The organism is Blastopirellula sp. J2-11 (genome assembly GCF_024584705.1).
GTDB lineage: Bacteria > Planctomycetota > Planctomycetia > Pirellulales > Pirellulaceae > Blastopirellula.
Map to the genome: position 1 here is coordinate 2,749,271 of NZ_CP097384.1, position 18,563 is coordinate 2,767,833.

The following is an 18,563-nucleotide window of genomic DNA, read 5'->3' on the forward strand; positions in this document are numbered from 1 at the left end:
GTGTTACGGCTCCAGCGTTCCCTGCCGCATCACTAGCGTATGGTTCGATTCGACCGCATCGTAAGTTTTGAGCGGCAAATCGAATTTCTCTCCGTTGCGAGCGAGTATGACGCCTGCCGCTTCGATCGAGCTGACGACGAAATCGGCTCCTTGATTCGAGTGCACGACATCTCCCACTTCGTAGTTCGCTTGATTGATTCGCGCGATCGCTCGCTTGCTACCCACGATTACCGAACGAACAAACAAATCCTCCGGCTTGGTAGCGACCACCGCAACCGGCGCGGCGACCGTATCGGCCGGAGACTCGGAAACGGCGGCTTGCTGCTTGCGAAACGGATCCAGGGAATCTTTCGGAAGGTCGGCCGACTGCATCCGAGGATTCTCCTTCATGCGTTTCGCCCAGGTTCGCCAATTCATGTCGTCTGTCGTGGTCGGCGCCGCCGCTTCCGGCGTGGCGATCAACGGCTGAACGATTGCGACGGCGCTGGAGGCCGCCTTCGACTTCATTGCCGGCATCCATTTGATGACCAATGGAGTCCAAAACCAAATCGCGATCAAAAATAGCCCGGCTAGCACTGCAGCCTTCTGCGGACTCTTCTGAATCTCTTTTTTGATCCGTGGGATCAAGGATTGCGATTTCATTGTCTCTGCAGAGCGTTTCCGCTCCGTCTCCTTATGTATCGGACGCTGATAGCGTTGAGCTAACCGGATTTACCGTCAAAATCGACAAAAAACTCCAAGGTTAGCTCGCATTTCAAAACATCATCGCCTGGTGATAGCGGAGACAGCTCGATGCTTCTCACCCAAAGGACGTAGGGGAGCTGCTCAAATCGTTTCAGCATGGCGTGAATTTCGGCAAACCGGGCTTGGCAGCCAATCTGAACGGGTTGGGAGATCAAGCTGGCGTGACGTTGCTCGGGCATCGGGACCAGGCTCAACTTTTCGGCGCCAGCGTCGCGTGCTTGCGACGTCAACAAATGATAGACGCGGCCGGCGTCGATATCTTTTTCCGAAACGGCGCGCCAGGAGGCGAGAAACGTTTCGACCTGATCGAATTCTTGTTGAACAGCAGTCAATTGCGTTTCAATCGCCTCTTCCGATTCGATTGTCGATTTCATTAAGCTAATCTCATCGCGCAGCGCCGAGATGTGTCGTTGCCGCGGTAAGTAGACGAACGCAGCGTAGGCGACGGCGATGGCCGCTACGACGACAACATACTGCCATTTGACAGTTTTACTTTTTTGCGTTTTGAAAACGGATTCGGCCATGAGCTGGTTTCCTTATCGCTCTTGACGCAAAGCGGTTGACGCTGCGGGCGCCGGACGGGTTCCCAGCGGAGGAGTCAATACGACTTGGAGTTCAAAATCGGATCGGCCAGAGTCGTCCCCTTGGGCGACCGGTTCCACCGATTCGATCATCGCTCGTTGGACGAGGGGATGATCGTTGAGCTTCACCAGGTATTCGTACAACTGAGAAACGTCCATCACGGCGCCATCGACATCGATTTTGGCGGTTCGTTTTTGGCGTTCTGATCGAAAGAACTCAAAATCGCGTAGCGTCGCCGATTTTTGCTTGGCGGCCTCTTCGTCTTCTTCTTCACGGCGTCGAGCGACCGACGCGATCTCTTGGTAGAGTTTCAACTCGCGAAACGACAAGGTATCGGGAGTCGGCGCTGTCACGCAGGCCAGCAATTGCGTCGCCGGCCAATGGCTCTTGAGCGTCGCATAAAGTTGCGCTTCGTTTCGATGTTCGGTCAGATCGAATTGCAGCTTGGCGAGTTGATCCCGTTTGGCGACGACCGCATGATGTGCAGGCTCTAGCGCATCGCGCTGAACCTGTAATTGATGTTGTACGCCCAACTGCAACAGCGCGGCGACAGCAAGTAATGCGCCGATCGACGCGGCGCCGATCCAGCGATAGAGACTGGCTCGACGACGTTTGCGCCGGTCGCGAAATTTTTTCGGTAAAAAGTCGATGTCTTGCATGATTGTTTCCTGGAAACGCGTTTACGTTTCCCGCAAAGCCAGCCCGGCGGCGACATCCCAGATGCCGCGGCGGGTGATTTGTTGCGTTTCGTCATAAACGCGGAGCGGATCGCCCAGTTCAGCGTCTAGCGAGAGACGTTTGGCCAGAACGTCGGACAATTGATCGTTCGCTTCTCCCCCGGACAATACCAGGCGGACCAAGGGTTTGCCGCGGAACGTCACGCTGTGATAGCGAATGCACATCGACATTTCGGCGAGCAGCTTTTCCACAATCGGGCGCGTCGCTTCGGCCAGGCTGCGGGCGATTTCCGGGTCTTGTTGAGTGCGCCGACGATCGCCGTTGTGTTTGCGTAAGTCAGCCGCTTGTTGCGACGACATGTCGAGCCGCTTCTCCACTGCTTCGTCAAATTGGCGTCCGCCCAGGTCGAGATACTTGATGAACAAGATTTTTTCGCCTTCCGCGATAACGACCACCGTGGTGGTGTTGCCGATATGAACGTACAAGACGCGATCGGTAACATCCGATTCTCTGCGATATTGATTGCAATAGCTGCGCAGGATCGCCGCTGGTTCGACATCGACCGCCAACGGTCTCAAGCCGGAAGCTTCAATCGCTTCCAGGCGTAGTTCAAGCGTGGGCCGGTGGCAGGCCATCACCACTACTTCTTGGGCGACGACATCTCCCTGGCGTACGTCGCACGTAGCGAAATGGCGAATTTCGGCGTCGGTTACGTTGTACGGAATTCGCCCGGCCGCTTCTTGTTGCACGAGCAGTTCAAGCGGCTTGGTTTCGTTTTTGGGAATACGAATGTTCTGCAAAAACAGATCGCGACGGCCGACGCAGACGACGGCGTCTTTGCCTCGAAAGCGTCTTCCTTCCATGCAGTGCTGCAGGGCGGCTTGCAGATTTTCGCCGGCTGGTACGTTCTCGGCGCCGCCGCCAGGAAGATCGTAGTTGGCGTATTCGAACAGCTGTTGTCGATCGGCGGTGAATTGCACCATCTTGATCGAACGAGAGCCGATGTCGACGCCGATAGGACCGGTCGAGTTGAAGGGAAGACGAATCATGCTTGCTAACGAAGGCGAATTCGAGAATTCCGCTTCCATCGGCCGCTTGTCGACAGCCGCTAAGAGGCGGGAATACTCGGAGTGACTTGGGTAGGTTCTTCATAGGCGGCGATGCCTGTAATCGGATGAATCCGCACGGCCGCGTATTTGGAATCTACGCCACTCCCGGCGCGCAGCCAAATGATTGTGGGCTGCGTCGCGGTAGTTTCTCCCAGTGGTCCAAATTCAACGAAGGTTGTGAGGGTGTCGCTGTTACCGGTGATGACGGCTCCAACGATCGTAACGCTTACGCCGACATGCGGCAGATCCGAAAGCGAGGTCACCTGTTGAGCGGGATTCGCGTCGGTATTGTGGAACGGCGAGTGAGGCAACTTGTCGAGCGTCACGTTCGAGCCGACGTGCGTCAGCGTATAGGCGTTCGCGACCGTGTCAAAAGTGACGCGATAGGTCGAACCGTTGGCGATCGCCAGGCTTCGCGCATAGTCCAAGTCAGAGACGAGAATCTCGCCGCAGCTTTCCAGCTGTTGATCAAAGGTCGGCGCAAGCTGCGGCAATACGATCGCCGTGATGACGCTGATCAGCGCCACCACCAACAATAGTTCGATCAGCGTAAAGCCGCCGTGATTTTGAGCCAGTCCACGCGTCAATCTATTTCTCCACGATTTCCACTTTCAGTTTTCCGCTGCGGAGCAACGTATTCTGTTCTTTCAGCAACTGGTTGGATTCTTTGAGAAATTGGATCATCTGCTCGCGTTGCGTCACAGCATTGGCGAACGGCAAGTTCGCGGCCGGCGGCGCAGCCCACGATTGCCACGAGATCATGGACACGATCACCAAAGCGTTCAGTCCAAGCAGAACAAACCACCGTTTTTCATTGTTCATCGCAATTTCTCTCCTAATTCGATTGGTTTAACTTGGGCCGTTTTCACTACGGCGAATGTATTCCCACACCAGGCCTTCGTCCCCGGGATCCGCTACGTATATCGGTTGAGACAGATCGGGCCAATAGTAGCTTTTTGTCTCTGCGGGGGGGGAGACCGAAAGGTTCTTGTTCAAATCAAGTCCTCTTTCGTCATCCAGCCATTGCGGAAAGTAGTCGTCGGCGTCACCGCCGGTCGCATTCACGAACTGCGAAAGCTGCGATTCCCAATCAGAATAGTGGTAGTCCCAGCTGTTCCGCGTTGCCACGGTCGCTCGTTGAGCATGCAACATTCCGGTCAAGACGCAGCGCGTCTCATCGGCGCCCGCTTCGATCTCAAAACGATCGCCGACAATGACGGCGCCATCGATCGTGACATCCGCATCGTCGATCAACACGTCATCGCGACCATAGATGGCCGGCAGTTGCCAAACCGAAGATTCTCCGACCAGCGCCGGCAACGTCGTCGCGCGTACTTGGACATTGTCGCCGCGGAAGGTAAGGTCGACTCCATCGCCAGGCGTGATGCACATGCCGTCTATGGTCACGCTATCGCCGAGCGTCGTGTTGCCGTTTATTCGTAAAACGCCTAGCGGATTGTCGAGCATGTCGGGCGCGTAGTTCCGATTGCTGATATTGCCGGCAATCGCGGGGACTGAGTAGCTTTTCCCGCCGGGATACAGTTGATAGGCGCTTGCCGCTGCGGTGATCTCCGTCGGGGTCGTTACGCTAAAGTTGGAATAGTTGACCGTCAGTCCGAGCAGCCGGGACAGGCATAACCAATTGGCGTTGGAGTTGGTCGATTGATTCAGACGGATGTCACCGGTCAGGGGGCGATAGTCTCCCCGCCCAGCATTCTTCATGCTCAATAGATCGCCCAAGTAGCGAGTTCGGGGACTTCCTGGCGGGTTGTCGCCGATCCAAACGCTCGCAGCGGGATTGTTCACCGGCGAACCCCCAATCCCATGCGTGGAGATCAAAATTCCGTTCTTGTAAAACCGATATTGATATCCGTCGAAGGTGAGCGCGACGCAGGCCCATTGCGAAAATGAAAGCGTTCCGCCGCTTGCAGTGTAGGTGTAGGTATAATTACTTCTGTGCAGCCGAGCTCTTAAGCGAGGGTTGCTATCGCCGTTATCCAACCCAAGCATGAAGGTATGATCCGAAGCATCAATTCCGGTTGACTTCGAAATAATTCGTCCTTGATCGTTGTCAGCATCGCCGTTCAGGGGAGCGATCCAGGCGATAATGCTGAATCTTCCGGACGAGGGAAGTTCAAACTTTCCGAGATCGACATAGCCATTTTCACCATCGAAGAAGGTTGCTCGGTTCGAACCGGAGACGACGACGCCAGGCAAGGTGCCACCGCCATAGGTTCCGGTTCTTCCGCCTGCTTGTGCGGCGACCGTTGCGGCGGTGGATGACGATTCGTTGAAACGCCACCAATGTCTGGGCCCCAGCGCGTTCATCTGATAGTAAAGACTCGAGTTGCTCGAATTGCCTGCCAGCGCCATGAGCAGGAGACTCAAGCCGCCGATGTCATAGTCATAAATCGCCAATTCGTCGATCAAGCCGTAAAAGGGGCGCGTCGCAACAGGCATCGATTGGCAAAGTTGCAGTTCGCCTTGAATGTGCGTCGGCCCATTTAGCGAGATCGGCATTTCAATGCGGTTGGCCTGGGTTCCCCAGAGATAAGTCGTATAGGCTTGCGACGTCGTAAAATGGGCCGGATTGTCGGTGCGGCGTTTGCGAACTAATTGCACGACCGCTTCGGTGACATATTCAGACTTGTAAGTCGTGTCGAGCGGATCAAATGCGATTCCAATAGCCCGAACCGTGACGCGGTAAGGATACTCGCCCCAGTCTGGATCGGCTGCGGTCAGTTTTGCATCGCCTGTCTCGTAGGTGACGATGTAGCTTTCGTTGTCGCTCAGCGATCCATTCACCGAGACGCCGACTCCCTGCCAGTTGGCGGCATGCATTTTTCGTACGCCGATCGCCAGACCTGACAACGCCGCATGTCGCGCTGAGCCCGCACGATGCAAATTTCGTTCGATTTGTGCGGCGCTCATTTGCGTGCGCATCATCGCGTACGACATCGCCAACGTGATCGACAACAGCGCAAGCACGATCACGACGGCGATTCCTCGTCGTCGTGGGCGGAATTCTAAGCGTTGCTGGCGATCCATTTTCATTGGTTTAGCGTGTAGTAAAGGGAGGCCGATCCAAAGAAAGGGGCTGCTTCTACGTCGACCGACGACCGTTGCGCCGCCGTTGCATCGGGCGCAACTTGAAACTGAAATGCGACCCACGATTGCCGCGTGCCTGAATGAGGGCCATACGATCGTTGCGGCCATCGGAGCGACGCCCAAGTTTTTAGGCCGTCGCGCATATCGGCGACTTCGGCCTCATCGGGGCGCAGACGCATCTCAAAACGGAGCGTGCTGTACGAGCGTGCGCCGCCGGCGACCAGCTTGGGAGCGGCGATCAGATCGGTCAATTCGATCTTCTCGACGTCGTCGTTATCCAGAAGTTCTTCGACCAGATCACGCCAAGCGGCGGCGGTGGTTGGCGCCGGTCGAGCGTCGCCAGTCGCTTGAAATTCGAGCAAGCGATTCGGTTCGCTCGGATCGGACGCGAAAAACTTCAGTTCTCCTATCAGCGGCGAACCGTCCGGATCGAGCGCGATAGTCTCGGGATTCCAGATCGCGATCGCTTGCGGAAAGGGATAGGTCGAATCGTAGTAGGTGATGATTTTGGCGCCGGGAAACGACTCGCTGGCGGTCGCGCCGGAGAAGGCGCGTTGAATTCGTTCGATAATCACTCGAGCATGCTGCGCCATCACGCCTTGGTCGGCGGCGTATTCATGCGCCATTTGCACCGCCAAGGCGATCGTGCTGAGCGCAGCGGCCATCATCCCCATAATGGCGGTCGCCACCAACATCTCGGCAAGCGTCATGCCGCGGCGTTTCGGACGCTTAGGTGCTTGGCGGTACATACGTGAATACCCTTCGCCGTGTCAGGACTTCGCGCCAATCGGTTCCATCTTGATGGAAGATGCTCACCTCCAGCGCGCGATAAGGGCCGGCGTTGCTATCGTCGAGTTCCATGCCCTGGTCATCCTTGTCGACGTAATAGACTTCGCATTTGCAGCGCCAGCGCTGCATAAACGTGCTGCTCATTCGAAAGCTGGCCGGCAAGTATCGCCCTGTCCCATCGCTTTGTCCAAGCGCTATTCCATCGATCGCCACAGGCGGGGTCGACGTATAGTCGTTGTAATCGTCGGTATCGTTGTATTTGGTCCGGCCATCCGCGCTGGTTTCGCTGGAGGCGGCGCTGAGCGTTGTTGGGTAGGGATCGCTTAGCGCCGGATCGACCCAGTCTTGCCCCATTACTTCGTCCAGCATTTGATCGGCCAGGCCAGATGCGATCGTCATCTCCTGTGCGTCCATCGTCGCTTCCAGAGTGCTCTCGACGCTTAGCAGCAGCGCAGCCGAAGTGATCGTGATGATCGTTAGACAGACTAACGCTTCGATCAGAGAGAATCCGCGGCGTGGGAGTTGGTGGTGCAGTCGCATGGCGGGCTGGGTGGATGAAAGAATGAATAAAGCGCGGCGAGGTCCCCTCAAGCTCCTAGCTTCCTCGCCGCGCAGCGAACTTCACCCCTCCCCAAGGCTTCAGTTCATCTGAAAGATAGGGTCTGTAGGGCCAGAGTCAAATCCCGCTAAAAAATGCGCAGCGGGATCGAAGAATGTTGCGAAAATGCAACCTCCCTGCGGAGAGTTCGCCAAAGAAATAGGCAAGGGAGCGAGCGGCTTTTACGACTTCCAGTCGAGCCCCAGGTCGAGCGAGACTGCGCCATGCGTTAGTGCGCCGACGCTAACCCGCTCGACGCCTGATTCCGAGATGGAGCCGATCGTTTGCAGGTTCACACCGCCGGAAGCTTCAAGTTCGACCTGCGGCGCCAGGCGATTGCGCATCTCCACCGCTTGCCGTAATAGTTCAGGCGGCATGTTATCCAGCAAGATAATATCGGGCAGCGACGGAAGCACCGCTTCCAACTGCTGGAGGCTGTCTACTTCGACTTCGATCAGTTTCTCTGCAGCGGCCGCATCGCCCAGTTGAGCGACCAAGAACTCGCGCACCTGCGGGGTGATGTCGGCCAAGGTCCGCTGCGTGGCGCTCCAGGCCAAATGATTGTCTTTCGCCATGACGGCGGCGAACAAGCCGACACGATGATTCACTCCGCCGCCGCATTGTACGGCGTATTTCTCTAGCCGTCGCCAACCGGGAGTGGTCTTCCGCGTATCATAGACGCGAGCCTGACCGGTTGCGGCGTCAACATAACGCCGCGTCAAAGTAGCGACGCCGGTCAGCCGACACAGAAAATTAAGAATCGTTCGTTCGCTGGTCAGCAAGTCACGGACGTTGCCTTGCAGGTTGCCGATCACATCGCCGCATTGGATCGAATCGCCATCCTGCTTTTGCGGCGTCCAGACCAAATCGAGTTCGGCCTCTTCGATAATCAGCGGAATCACTGGCGCTCCGGCCAATGTGCCGGAGTCCCGCGCGGCGATATCGGCGTTCCCTTGAGCGTCGGCCGCGACCAGCGAGACCGTCGACCAGTCTTGCTCGTCGTCGAGATCCTCGCGAAACGCTAGGCGGATCAAATAGCGGCAATCATCGACAAGCTGGGGATCCCACGAAACCTGGCGGTATTCTTTCGGCATGCTTCTATCAGAAAAACAGGGAGAAATGTTGCTTGCTTTAGTCTCGCTTGACGCCGACGGTTTGTCGATAATGGGTAGCGCCTTTCCACCACAAATTCGTCATGACCAAGCCCGCTTCACCGCCGCCAGGATCCAATCGTCGCATGCGTTGGACGCTGCGCCGGGGAGATCAACTAGCGGTCGTGATCGTACTGCTGCTCTTGACCGTCGGGATGTCGATCTACGCGTGGCGCGATCAGAATCGTCGCACGCACTGGATCGACATCGAGCAAGTCGAGCCTGTTCCGGTCGCCTATATCGTCGACATCAATCAAGCTGACTGGCCTGAATTAACGCAGTTGCCAGGCATTGGGGAAACGCTGGCCAAGCGAATTGTCGAGTCGCGCGAAACGATGGGGCCATTTTTAGATCACCATGATCTGCAACGCGTCCGCGGGATCGGGCCGCGAACGCTGGAGCGACTGCGTCCCTATTTGCTGCCGACCGCCGATGTCGAGAGCATCGCCGGCGATGCTCTTTCAGCCCCAAGGCCAGGCGGCTAGTTGGACTCGGTCGGAGAAGCGGTGGACTCGGAAGAGCTATGTGGTCCGTCACCATGCTTTCCATTTCCGTTTCCATTGCTCCGATTTTGACGCAGCGACTCTTCCCAACTCTTGGTGAGCTCTTCTGGCGCCGAACGAATATGAAGATCGGTCTGCGGAAAGGCGATTTCGATCTCTGCTTCGCGGAAAGCGTCGTCAATTTGCAAATGCAATTGATGAATCGTTTCGAGCCGATGGTCGAAATTCGCCAGGTAAGCGCGGACGGTGAAGGTCAACGCACTATCGCCAAACGCTTCAAAAGTGACCAGCGGTTCAGGGTCTTTGAGAATATAGGGATGGTTGCTCAGCACCTTACGCAACGTCGCTTCGGCCTTGCGGGTATCGGATCCATAGGCGATACCGATCGGAATCTCAATCCGGTTCAGCGTGCTGCTCAAGGTCCAGTTCAACACGCGCCCAGTGATGAACTCTTTGTTGGGCACGATAAACTCTTGACGGTCCCAGTTTAAAATGGTCGTCGAACGAATTTGAATACGGGCGATCGTGCCGGTGACTCCATCGATCGTGACGATGTCGCCGATCCGAATCGGACGTTCGATCAAGAGGATCAAACCGGCGATGAAGTTCGCAAAAATTTCCTGCAAGCCGAAACCAAGCCCGACCGACATTGCGGCGACCAGCCATTGGATTTTGTCCCATTGCAAGCCGAGCCAACCGGCGGCGGCGATCACGCCGAGCGTAACCACCAAGTATTGACAGATCGTAGCGACGGCGAAACGCCCGCCTGAGTCGAGTTCGAGTCGCGGCAGAACAAACAATTCCAGCACGCCAGGCAGATTGCGGGCCAAGACGAATGTCACAAAGGCGGCCAAGATCGCCAGCGTAAACGAACCGAGCGTTAATCGATATTCGATCGTCGACGCGGGAGCATTATCGAGCGACAAGGAAGGGATGACGGTCGACTCGACTCCAGCTTCGCTTGTCTTGGTTGCCGAAGTCGCCGTGACGGGGGACGAAATTGTCGGGATATCTAACGTTTGACCAAATTCCATGACAGGATAGATGGTTGTGCGGCCGAGACTGCGCACCGCCGGCAAAACGTCTTTCCAGATAACCGCCAGACCGACGAGTAAAATCCCGCCGAACATCACTTTCACCAGATGCCGCGTCTGCTCGCCGATGATCGAGGGATCCAGTTCCGGCGTTTCTTGGGCGGCTCCGACGACTTCGCTAGAAAGCGTTTCCTTTTCGCTCTTTTGCAGTTGCGCCTTTAAGCGTTCGCGTAGCAGCAACGTTCGCTTGAGCATGATCCAGCGGAACAGAAAGCCTTGCCCCACGCCGACCGCAATCACCAGATAGAGCGTTGAATTCAGCGTTTCGGCAATGCGAACCGCGCCATAGTAGTAGCCCCAGGCCGCGGCAATCGCCAACCCCAGCGGCAGCGCGATAAACGCGAGGAACGCGGCAGGTGCGAGGGTTGCAAAAATGCCGCTGCTGTAGTTGTCTTGGATCCATTTTCTCGCGGAACTCTGCTTGCCGAGCGCTCGCCACAGGACGACGGAAACGAGTGCGATCGAGATGATAAAGACGGCTCGTGCGAGCGGGTCATCGACGGCCGACCCGCTATGTTCTTCTGCGGCGGCGTTAATGCCGGCCGCCAGCGGCAGCAGGTATTTCAGCGATCCGCTGGTCCAGCGGATATCTTTGGTCACCTCGTCCGGAACGCGAAAGTGGGCCGCCATGACGCCGTTGGGGCGGGCCAGTTGTTTCAGCATTTCTAGCGGAAACAACACGAACGTCGTCGCATAGAATCCAGCGGAAAGCGCCGCCGCCAGCGCCGATTCTCCCCGCAGCAGTGACAGGAAATAGCCGATCGCCAAAAAGATCGACGGCCAGATTAACGCTGTCAGCGTCGTCATGATCAACGCTTCGGTCGTCATGCGCAGCGGCGAAAGTCGCTTCCAGGCGAGTTCCGAGCCAATATCATTCAGCCGATGCCGCATCCGCCGCTTGTAAAACAGCAGGACGCCAAAAAAAGCGGCCGTGATCAGAAACGCGTAAGGACGTCGTTTGAAATCGTTGAACGCCAGTTTGGCGAGACTTCGCCAATTGGCGGGAGAAAGCAGCCATCCGGCGGTCCGAACCACTTCGCTGGCTTCTTCCCAGTCGAGAGCACTGGGAGAGCGAATCCACAGAATTCGCTCGTCGATAAAGGTTTTGAATTCGCGGGTTGTGGTCGCCAGATTCTGCTCGCTCGCCTCCAGATCAATAATCTTCGTGAACAGTTGTTCGGTCGATTTATAGTAGTCGTCAACAATGGTTAAACGGTTATCGTAAACGGCGGCGATACGTTGCACGACTTCCGGATCATCCAAATCCGGGGTCTTCAGCGCGGCGTCTTGCGGCGCCAGTTTGGCGAACGCGAACGTATCGTCCATCTGCGCTAAGCGATTCAGACTGCGCGACAGACGCAGGCGAATTCGCCCCGCCTTTTCCAGAAACTCGGCGGGATCAATAACACCGGCTTCCACATCCGACTTGAGCACCAGCACATCACTATAGGCGTCGCGTACGTCCAGCAGATTTAATTGCAGCGTTTTGCGCTCTTCGTCTCGGTTTTGCAACTCCACCTGAAATTGCCGCTCTTCGGTCAACTGGGCGCGAGCTTCCCGCAACATGACGCCGATCGCGTCAGAGGGAAGATCTTTGGCTGCTTTGTCTTCCGTTTCTCGCTTGAGCTGAAGCAGATTTTCCAAACGGGTTTTCGACTTGGCCAAGTCGTCTTCGCGCTGCTTCAGTTCGTCCAGTAATTTGGTGCGAACTTCCAGCAATTTTGTGTTGAGTTCAAAGAATTGCGTAATCGCCGACGAGGCGTCGGTCGTATCTTTTTTGGCTTCTTCCAACTGGTCCTTGGACGCTTCCAGTTGCATTTTGGCTTCGGATTCACGCTTTTCGGTCGCCAATTGGCGAACACGCTCCAACTCCTTTTTTAAGAAGGCGCTTTTCTTGCTCGCCAATTCCTTTTTTAGATTGAATAGCTCGCTCGACGCATCGTACGCCGCGAGTTCGATCTTTTCGGCGCTTAACTCCGCGCCGATTTCGACCAGCTTCGCTTCGATTTCGGTTCGCCGGGCCAACTGCGATGGATTCGCTTCGATTGCCGCCGGCAAGGTCGCTAGTTCGGTTTGCAGCGTCGCCGCTTGAGCGGGCAGATCAGCGATCGACTTGGGATTAGCGACCTGGCGTTCGGTGCGACGAGAAACTTCGGCGGTGATATTTAGCAGATCGGCTTTCGACTGATCCAGGTCACGCTGCAGCTTTTCGACCTCCGATTCAATGGCCGGCAGTTTTGAAGTTTCACCGACCGGCGAGCGGGTTGCCTGTTCGGCCGTTTCCAACTGGCTCTTGAGTTTGGCCGCTTGTTCGTCCGGCTGATCGATAGCGGCTTGCCATTCCGCTTTTTTTTCTTTCCAGATGGCCGCAGACTTCAGGCTTTTCGCCGCCGCGTCAAACTGTCCGGCCAGTTTTTCTTTTTCGGCGTCTTCAATTCCACCGAAATCGGCGACCGCTTTTTGGCGAACTTCGACATCCTTCACCGTAAGCGCAGCGTCCGTAGCGGGTGGAGGAGTCTCTTGAGCTGGCGCAAAGTTAGGGACCAGCATGGTCGCCAAGCAAAGCGCCAGAGAGAAAAGTAAGCGGTTTTCCGTCGATCGATTCAGCATTTTTGTCTCCTACGGATTCGATTCTACGGCAATTTGTGGGTTCTCGTGAAGATGAGTCAGCGACGGCGAAGGACGTGGGGATGTCATTTACCGCCGATAAGGCGATAATAAAAAGATTCGGCCTGCACGATCCAGGGCCACTCTTTTGCGCCGCTTCCACTGTTGTACGAGATTGTTGATGCAGTTCGAGCTTCAAGCCCCTTTTGCGCCCGCTGGGGATCAGCCTGCCGCTATTGAGCAGCTTGTCGAGGGACTTCGCGCCGAGCGCCGCCACCAGGTTCTGTTGGGGGTGACTGGTTCCGGCAAGACATATACCGTCGCTAATGTGATTCAACAGTTGCAGCGACCGGCGCTGGTGATTTCGCACAACAAAACTTTAGCGGCCCAGCTTTATAGCGAATTCAAAGAATTTTTTCCCCACAACGCGGTTCACTATTTCGTCAGCTACTACGACTACTACCAGCCTGAAGCGTATATCCCGCAGCGCGACATCTATATCGAGAAAGACGCGTCCATCAACGACGAGATCGATCGTTTACGGCTCGCTTCGACCAGCGCCCTGGTCAGCCGCCGCGACGTGATCATTGTCGCGAGCGTCTCAAGTATTTATGGGCTCGGTTCCCCTTCAGACTACAAAGCGATGATGGTCAGCATCGCCAAAGGGCAGATGATCGACCGAGATGAAGTTTTGGGCAGGCTCGTTGGGATTCTCTACGAGCGCAATGATGTGGCGTTCGAACGCTCGAAGTTTCGCGTTCGCGGCGATTGTATTGAGATTTGGCCTTCGTACGAAGAATTCGCCTATCGCATCGAGCTGTGGGGGGACGAAGTCGAGCAACTTTCGATCATCAATCCGTTGACCGGCGAAGTGATCGCTCCGCAAGAGCAGCTGTACATTTATCCGGCCAAGCACTTTGTGTTGCCGGAAGAGCGCGTCGCGAAGGCGGTGGTCGATATCAAGCATGAGCTGTCGGCTCGTCTGCAAGAGTTGGAGTCGGCCGGCAAATTGCTGGAAGCGCAGCGATTGAACGCACGCACGCGGTTTGATATCGAAATGATGCAAGAGGTCGGTTTTTGTCCCGGCATCGAAAACTATAGCCGTCCCCTCTCCGGCAGACCCCCAGGCTCGGCGCCCAGTACGCTGTACGACTTCTTTCCGAAAGACTTCTTGCTGTTTGTCGACGAATCGCACGTCACGATCTCGCAGATCCGTGCGATGTACCACGGCGATCGTAGTCGCAAGATGAACCTGGTCGAGCATGGTTTTCGCTTGCCTAGTGCGCTCGACAATCGCCCGTTCAAGTTCGACGAGTGGGAAAACATCGTCAATCAGGCGGTTTTCGTCTCGGCGACTCCCGGCGACTACGAATTAGAAAAAGCGGGAGGCGAAGTGGTCGAGCAGATCATTCGCCCGACGGGTCTGCTTGATCCCGTGGTCGAATTGCAGCCGGCGCGCGGACAGGTCCAGCATCTGCTTGAGGAAATTCGAGAGCGGGTCGCCGTCAAAGAACGCGTGTTGGTCACCGTGCTCACCAAGCGCTTGGCCGAGGATTTGGCCAATTATCTGAGCGAGCAAGGCATCGCTTGCAAGTGGCTGCACAGCGAATTAGACGCTTTCGAGCGAGTCGAGTTGCTGCGTGATTTACGCGAAGGAAAATTCGACTGCCTGGTTGGGATCAACCTGCTGCGCGAAGGTCTCGACTTGCCCGAAGTATCGCTGGTAGGGATTCTCGACGCTGACAAAGAGGGATTTCTGCGGAGCGAGACCTCGTTGATTCAAACGATCGGTCGCGCCGCACGTAACGTCAACGCCAAAGTGATTCTCTACGCCGATCGAATGACCAACTCGATGCAAGCGGCGATCGACGAGACCGACCGACGTCGCAAGATTCAGCAAGAGTACAACCAGAAGCACGGCATCACGCCTGAATCGATTAAAAAGAACATCCGCCGCGGAATCGAGAACGACGCCGACGCCCATCGGACAGCCAGCGCCGCAGTGGGCAAAACGGATGACGCCGAATACATCACGCTGGAGTACATCGCCGAACTACAAGCCGAGATGCTAGCGGCGGCGGAGAATCTGGAGTTTGAGCGAGCGGCCGGAATTCGCGATCGCATCAGCAAGATGCAAGACTCGGTTGGCAAAAAGATCAGCGACGTTGGCCGCAGTGACGACAAAAAGGGACGAGGAAAACGGCGCCGCGGAGGCGCCAAAACGCCGCGCCCGAAACGGGGCTAGCAGCTCTTCCGAATAGGCGCCTGGCTTTCTGGGTAAGTTGCGAAAACCCTGCCGGCCGTCAATTGTGGGACTCTAACGTTTCGTCCAGATTATGCGGATCTGCGGGCGAAAAACGCCGAATCCAGACGTGTACACGGACGACGCGCGTCCGTCGTGCACTTTCTTGGCTGATAATCCGCCAGCGAACGAACATTGCCTGGAGTCGAATAATGAAGATGATGATTTGCGTCGCCACGGCGCTGATGACGTTGCTGGTCTCCTCGGCCACGATGGCTCAAGATTTCACGATTCGCAGCAGTCCGAGCGATCAGCCGTCGCAACCGCTGGAACAAGCGCCGGCTCTGTCGTCGTCGACGCCCGAGATGTGGTTCTATTTACAGGAAGCGCGTCGAGCCGAGAGCCCGTCGGTGCTGCGACTGCAACGAGCCCAGTTCATCGCTGGTCAGCGCATCTCGCGGATCGCCGCTCGCGACTGGTACGGCGTTTCGCTGGCTCGCCCCGAAACGAACTCGACGCCGATGTTCCGTCACTACTCGAACCTGCGAACCGACGCGACTTGGGATCCGGCGATGCAACTGCGTTACTCGACCGGCACGCGTCCGATTTATGTCACCGGCGGTCAGCAGTTCTAAACTGATCAGCGTTGACAAGACCCAACCAGTGAAACGGCTGAGCTAACGCTCGGCCGTTTTGCGTTAAGATCGTCTCATCTCAGAAGGCGAGAGACCGCAATCGAAAGGTGGTCCTGTCGATTGGTGACCGTCAGCGTTTCGGCGATCTCAACAAACGGTTATCTCCAGTAGAACAGGGCGATCCACAGGAAATGAAAGACGTAGATCCATCCAAAAGTTGAGAGAGTGATGGTGATCCAAGCGGTCCGCTTCCGTAAGGTGGCGACGGCGACTCCGAAAAATAAAGCGCACAGCGGTACGAGCCACAAACGATCCTGCCATGCGAAGAACTGATCCGTGCAGGCCATAAAGACAAAGACGTAGAAGATTAGTCCATGCATGCATAAGACGTCGATGCGGCGAATTGGTTCATCGTCGCTGCCAGGATTCGGGCGAATCGGCGTGAGCAGCGCATAATAGACGAAGTTTAGTTCCTTATCGATCGGGCGCCGCCAGCCGGTTTGTTGGGCGTCGTCCCGTTTTTTTAACGAGCGGGCCATCGCCTTTCGATCAGGGAGAAAGGACGCTTCCGGAAAACCGTCGGCCGAAAATTCAAATTTCGCGACCTCCGAAAGTTTCTCCAGGCAACGTTCCGTTTTTTCGCGCAGCGGCGTTAATTCTTCGATGGATAGCCGGGGATGGGCGCCGAAGTAATTACTCGAATCAAGCGTCTCTATCTGCAACAGCGCTTGCATGGGATTGATCAGTACCGAGAAGACTCCTTCGCACGATCTTTCGCCAAGCGAGAACTTCCAGCGCCAGCCGAGATTACGCCAGTTTTCGAGTTGCGCCTCCATTTCATCTTCTGGCAGAAATTCGGTCGCGATCTGCTCGGCCAACTTCATTCCTGGCGGGTGACCGCTTTTCTCGGCGATGTGCAAGTCGAGCAAAAAGTTGAGCGACTTGACGGGACTCGGATGCGGCAGAGGCGGGTACGCATGCCGGGGAAAGATTCCATTGTCGGCAGAAAGGGGGTCGACGAGATCATCTAAAGGAATCGAGTATTGAACGAGATCGTGCGCTGCGACTCCTTTCTGTTTCCGAAAAAGCGTATTGGCCGATTGATTGTCGCCTGTCGTCAGCGACCAAGCCGAATTGCAGTTCAACTCACGTGCTTTGACGAGCAAACGTTCTAGCAAAGCAGTCGCCACATCGGCGTCTCGCCAAGCGGCGGTCACCGCGACCTCGCTGATGAAAAACTCCGCCGGCTTATCCGGGTAAGCCAGGTGAACGCCGCTGGCGAAACCGATCGCAATTCCTTCCACAAACACGACGCAGATATAATGACGAGGATCCGCAAGAAACTGTTCCAGGGAGGTAATCGTCATCGAATTGGCGAACAAATCGCTGGGCACATTGCGGAGCCGCGGAGCATCTTCGGCAGAGAGAAAACAAAAATCCACAAACGGCCTCGGCGATGTTCAGAGGAGAAGAAGCATCGCATTATCGTACACGCTGACGGTAATCGGTTCACGCAACAAGGCAGAAAACGCGCACCCAATGCCCGCGTTTTCTGGCTTTGGCTTGCCGAGGGGCGCGACTTAGTCGACCCGCTTGTAGACCGCCTTCATAAAGGTGAACCACTCGCCATCTTCCCCTTTGACGGCGGAAGAGAAGGTGCGCTCCTGTGGGCTGACCATCTGCAGCGATTCGCGATAGTCCGACATCCCTTTGCCGTCGAAGCTGGGCCCGTTCGTATTCAGCAACAGCAGCCCTTTCTCCATATCGAGCGAACCCTCATAGATCCACATGTGGTTCATCATCGAACCGATCCATGTGCCGACCATCGCTTTTTTCTCCGGCGAGTAGCCGATGGTGATGACGGTGTAGCCGATCCCTCCTTCTGTTTGTCCTTCTGGGCACGGCATCTCCCCTTCCCCTTCGCCGATCAGCCAATTGGGGCCCAGCATGCGGACGGTTTCTTTACCGGTCGCCTTGGAGGGTGGTTGATCGGGCCCCATGAAGGCTTCCGCTGCAAACGTCCATTTGCCCACCAGCTGTTGGAGCCACTCGTGCTCCTTGGTAGTTTGATTCTCGAACATCGAATTATCTCCAGCAAAACGAATCCAATGAAACGCGACAGTACTGTAATCTTACGAGGGCGTGTCGGCGGCCTCCGGCGAAGTAGGCTTCGCCTCTTCTTCTGCAATCTTCTTCAAGTTTTCCAACCCTTCGGCAAACTGGGAGCCCACCATGTTGTCCATGCTCATAAACAGGCACATCACTTTGCTGAAGAAGGTGTTCTTGCCATCCATTTTCCAGGTGATGGTCGTTTGTCCGGCATTGGGAACGAACGTAAAGACGACATCGTTTTCACAAGCAAAGGGACGAATGAACTTGAGGTCCATGTCAATCTGCTGGTCCGGAGTCGATTTCACGATCGTCAGCGAGCCTTCGCCGATGTTACTGTCGCCGTCCCAACTATACGAAGCCCCTTCGCCGACCACGTTGTCGGTATAGGTTTTTCGCATGTCGGGATCCAGTTTTTCCCAGGGAGACCAGGCTTCCCACTTTTTCAAATCATTGATGTGGGAGAATACGATCTCCGGCGGTGCGCTGATCGGCAACGAACGCTGAACCGTAAATTCGTTCGGCTGCATCATTGCCGCGATCACCACGATCACGACCAAGATGACTAGCGCCACAACAACGCCGACGATAATTTTTAGAATCATAATCTTGCT

The 18,563-nt window shown here is 56.0% G+C and carries 17 protein-coding genes; 3 read left to right on the plus strand and 14 right to left on the minus strand.

What is annotated here, in order from left to right:
• Positions 1-3: 3 nt before the first annotated feature.
• The 10 genes from M4951_RS11170 to nadC all read right to left on the minus strand — a co-directional run bounded on the left by M4951_RS11170 (position 4) and on the right by nadC (position 8,702).
• Positions 4-642, minus strand: coding sequence for a hypothetical protein (locus M4951_RS11170; RefSeq protein WP_262026565.1), 639 nt, complete (start codon positions 640-642; stop codon positions 4-6).
• A gap of 59 nt (positions 643-701) precedes the next feature.
• On the minus strand, positions 702-1,268 hold the full coding sequence (gene pilO / locus M4951_RS11175) for a type 4a pilus biogenesis protein PilO (protein ID WP_262026566.1): 567 nt from the start codon (positions 1,266-1,268) through the stop codon (positions 702-704).
• 12 nt (positions 1,269-1,280) lie between these two features.
• Positions 1,281-1,985, minus strand: a complete 705-nt coding sequence (locus tag M4951_RS11180) for a hypothetical protein (RefSeq protein ID WP_262026567.1) — start codon at positions 1,983-1,985, stop codon at positions 1,281-1,283.
• Between the two features lie 21 nt (positions 1,986-2,006).
• Entirely contained in the window at positions 2,007-3,053 is a 1,047-nt protein-coding gene (gene pilM / locus M4951_RS11185) for a type IV pilus assembly protein PilM (RefSeq protein WP_262026568.1), read from the minus strand.
• A 59-nt stretch (positions 3,054-3,112) separates the two neighbouring features.
• The gene (locus tag M4951_RS11190) at positions 3,113-3,700 is read right to left on the minus strand and encodes a Tfp pilus assembly protein FimT/FimU (protein ID WP_262026569.1); all 588 of its coding nucleotides are present in this window, start codon (positions 3,698-3,700) and stop codon (positions 3,113-3,115) included.
• A 1-nt stretch (position 3,701) separates the two neighbouring features.
• Positions 3,702-3,935: a hypothetical protein gene (locus M4951_RS11195; protein WP_262026570.1), complete on the minus strand. Its 234-nt coding sequence runs from the start codon at positions 3,933-3,935 to the stop codon at positions 3,702-3,704.
• Positions 3,936-3,962: 27 nt separating this feature from the next.
• Entirely contained in the window at positions 3,963-6,167 is a 2,205-nt protein-coding gene (locus tag M4951_RS11200) for a LamG domain-containing protein (protein ID WP_262026571.1), read from the minus strand.
• Positions 6,164-6,970, minus strand: a complete 807-nt coding sequence (locus tag M4951_RS11205) for a type II secretion system protein J (protein ID WP_262026572.1) — start codon at positions 6,968-6,970, stop codon at positions 6,164-6,166. Before M4951_RS11205 ends, M4951_RS11200 begins: the two co-directional genes overlap by 4 nt.
• Positions 6,951-7,550, minus strand: a complete 600-nt coding sequence (locus M4951_RS11210; protein ID WP_262026573.1) for a prepilin-type N-terminal cleavage/methylation domain-containing protein — start codon at positions 7,548-7,550, stop codon at positions 6,951-6,953. The genes M4951_RS11205 and M4951_RS11210 overlap by 20 nt, the downstream gene beginning before the upstream one ends.
• A gap of 240 nt (positions 7,551-7,790) precedes the next feature.
• Complete coding sequence (gene nadC, locus M4951_RS11215) at positions 7,791-8,702, minus strand: carboxylating nicotinate-nucleotide diphosphorylase (protein WP_262026574.1); 912 nt, start codon at positions 8,700-8,702, stop codon at positions 7,791-7,793.
• A 101-nt stretch (positions 8,703-8,803) separates the two neighbouring features.
• Between nadC and M4951_RS11220 the strand changes: the two genes are divergently transcribed.
• A complete protein-coding gene (locus M4951_RS11220) occupies positions 8,804-9,244 on the plus strand; it encodes a ComEA family DNA-binding protein (protein ID WP_262026575.1) in 441 nt (146 codons plus the stop codon).
• On the opposite strand, the gene M4951_RS11225 is transcribed toward M4951_RS11220, so the two are convergent.
• Positions 9,241-12,966, minus strand: a complete 3,726-nt coding sequence (locus M4951_RS11225; protein ID WP_262026576.1) for a mechanosensitive ion channel domain-containing protein — start codon at positions 12,964-12,966, stop codon at positions 9,241-9,243. The genes M4951_RS11220 and M4951_RS11225 overlap by 4 nt on opposite strands.
• Positions 12,967-13,144: 178 nt before the next feature.
• Here M4951_RS11225 and uvrB point away from each other — a divergent pair, with 178 nt between their 5' ends.
• Complete coding sequence (gene uvrB, locus M4951_RS11230) at positions 13,145-15,208, plus strand: excinuclease ABC subunit UvrB (RefSeq protein ID WP_315985767.1); 2,064 nt, start codon at positions 13,145-13,147, stop codon at positions 15,206-15,208.
• Between the two features lie 209 nt (positions 15,209-15,417).
• Positions 15,418-15,840 carry a hypothetical protein gene (locus tag M4951_RS11235; protein WP_262026578.1) on the plus strand — a complete coding sequence of 141 codons (423 nt, stop codon included), beginning with the start codon at positions 15,418-15,420 and terminating at the stop codon, positions 15,838-15,840.
• A 158-nt stretch (positions 15,841-15,998) separates the two neighbouring features.
• On the opposite strand, the gene M4951_RS11240 is transcribed toward M4951_RS11235, so the two are convergent.
• From M4951_RS11240 to M4951_RS11250, 3 genes are all read right to left on the minus strand, one after another.
• Positions 15,999-17,282 (minus strand): GNAT family N-acetyltransferase, encoded by a 1,284-nt coding sequence (locus M4951_RS11240; protein WP_262026579.1) that lies wholly within the window; start codon positions 17,280-17,282, stop codon positions 15,999-16,001.
• A gap of 138 nt (positions 17,283-17,420) precedes the next feature.
• Positions 17,421-17,921 (minus strand): DUF1579 domain-containing protein, encoded by a 501-nt coding sequence (locus M4951_RS11245; RefSeq protein WP_262026580.1) that lies wholly within the window; start codon positions 17,919-17,921, stop codon positions 17,421-17,423.
• A gap of 51 nt (positions 17,922-17,972) precedes the next feature.
• Complete coding sequence (locus M4951_RS11250; RefSeq protein WP_262026581.1) at positions 17,973-18,554, minus strand: SRPBCC family protein; 582 nt, start codon at positions 18,552-18,554, stop codon at positions 17,973-17,975.
• Positions 18,555-18,563: the final 9 nt, after the last annotated feature.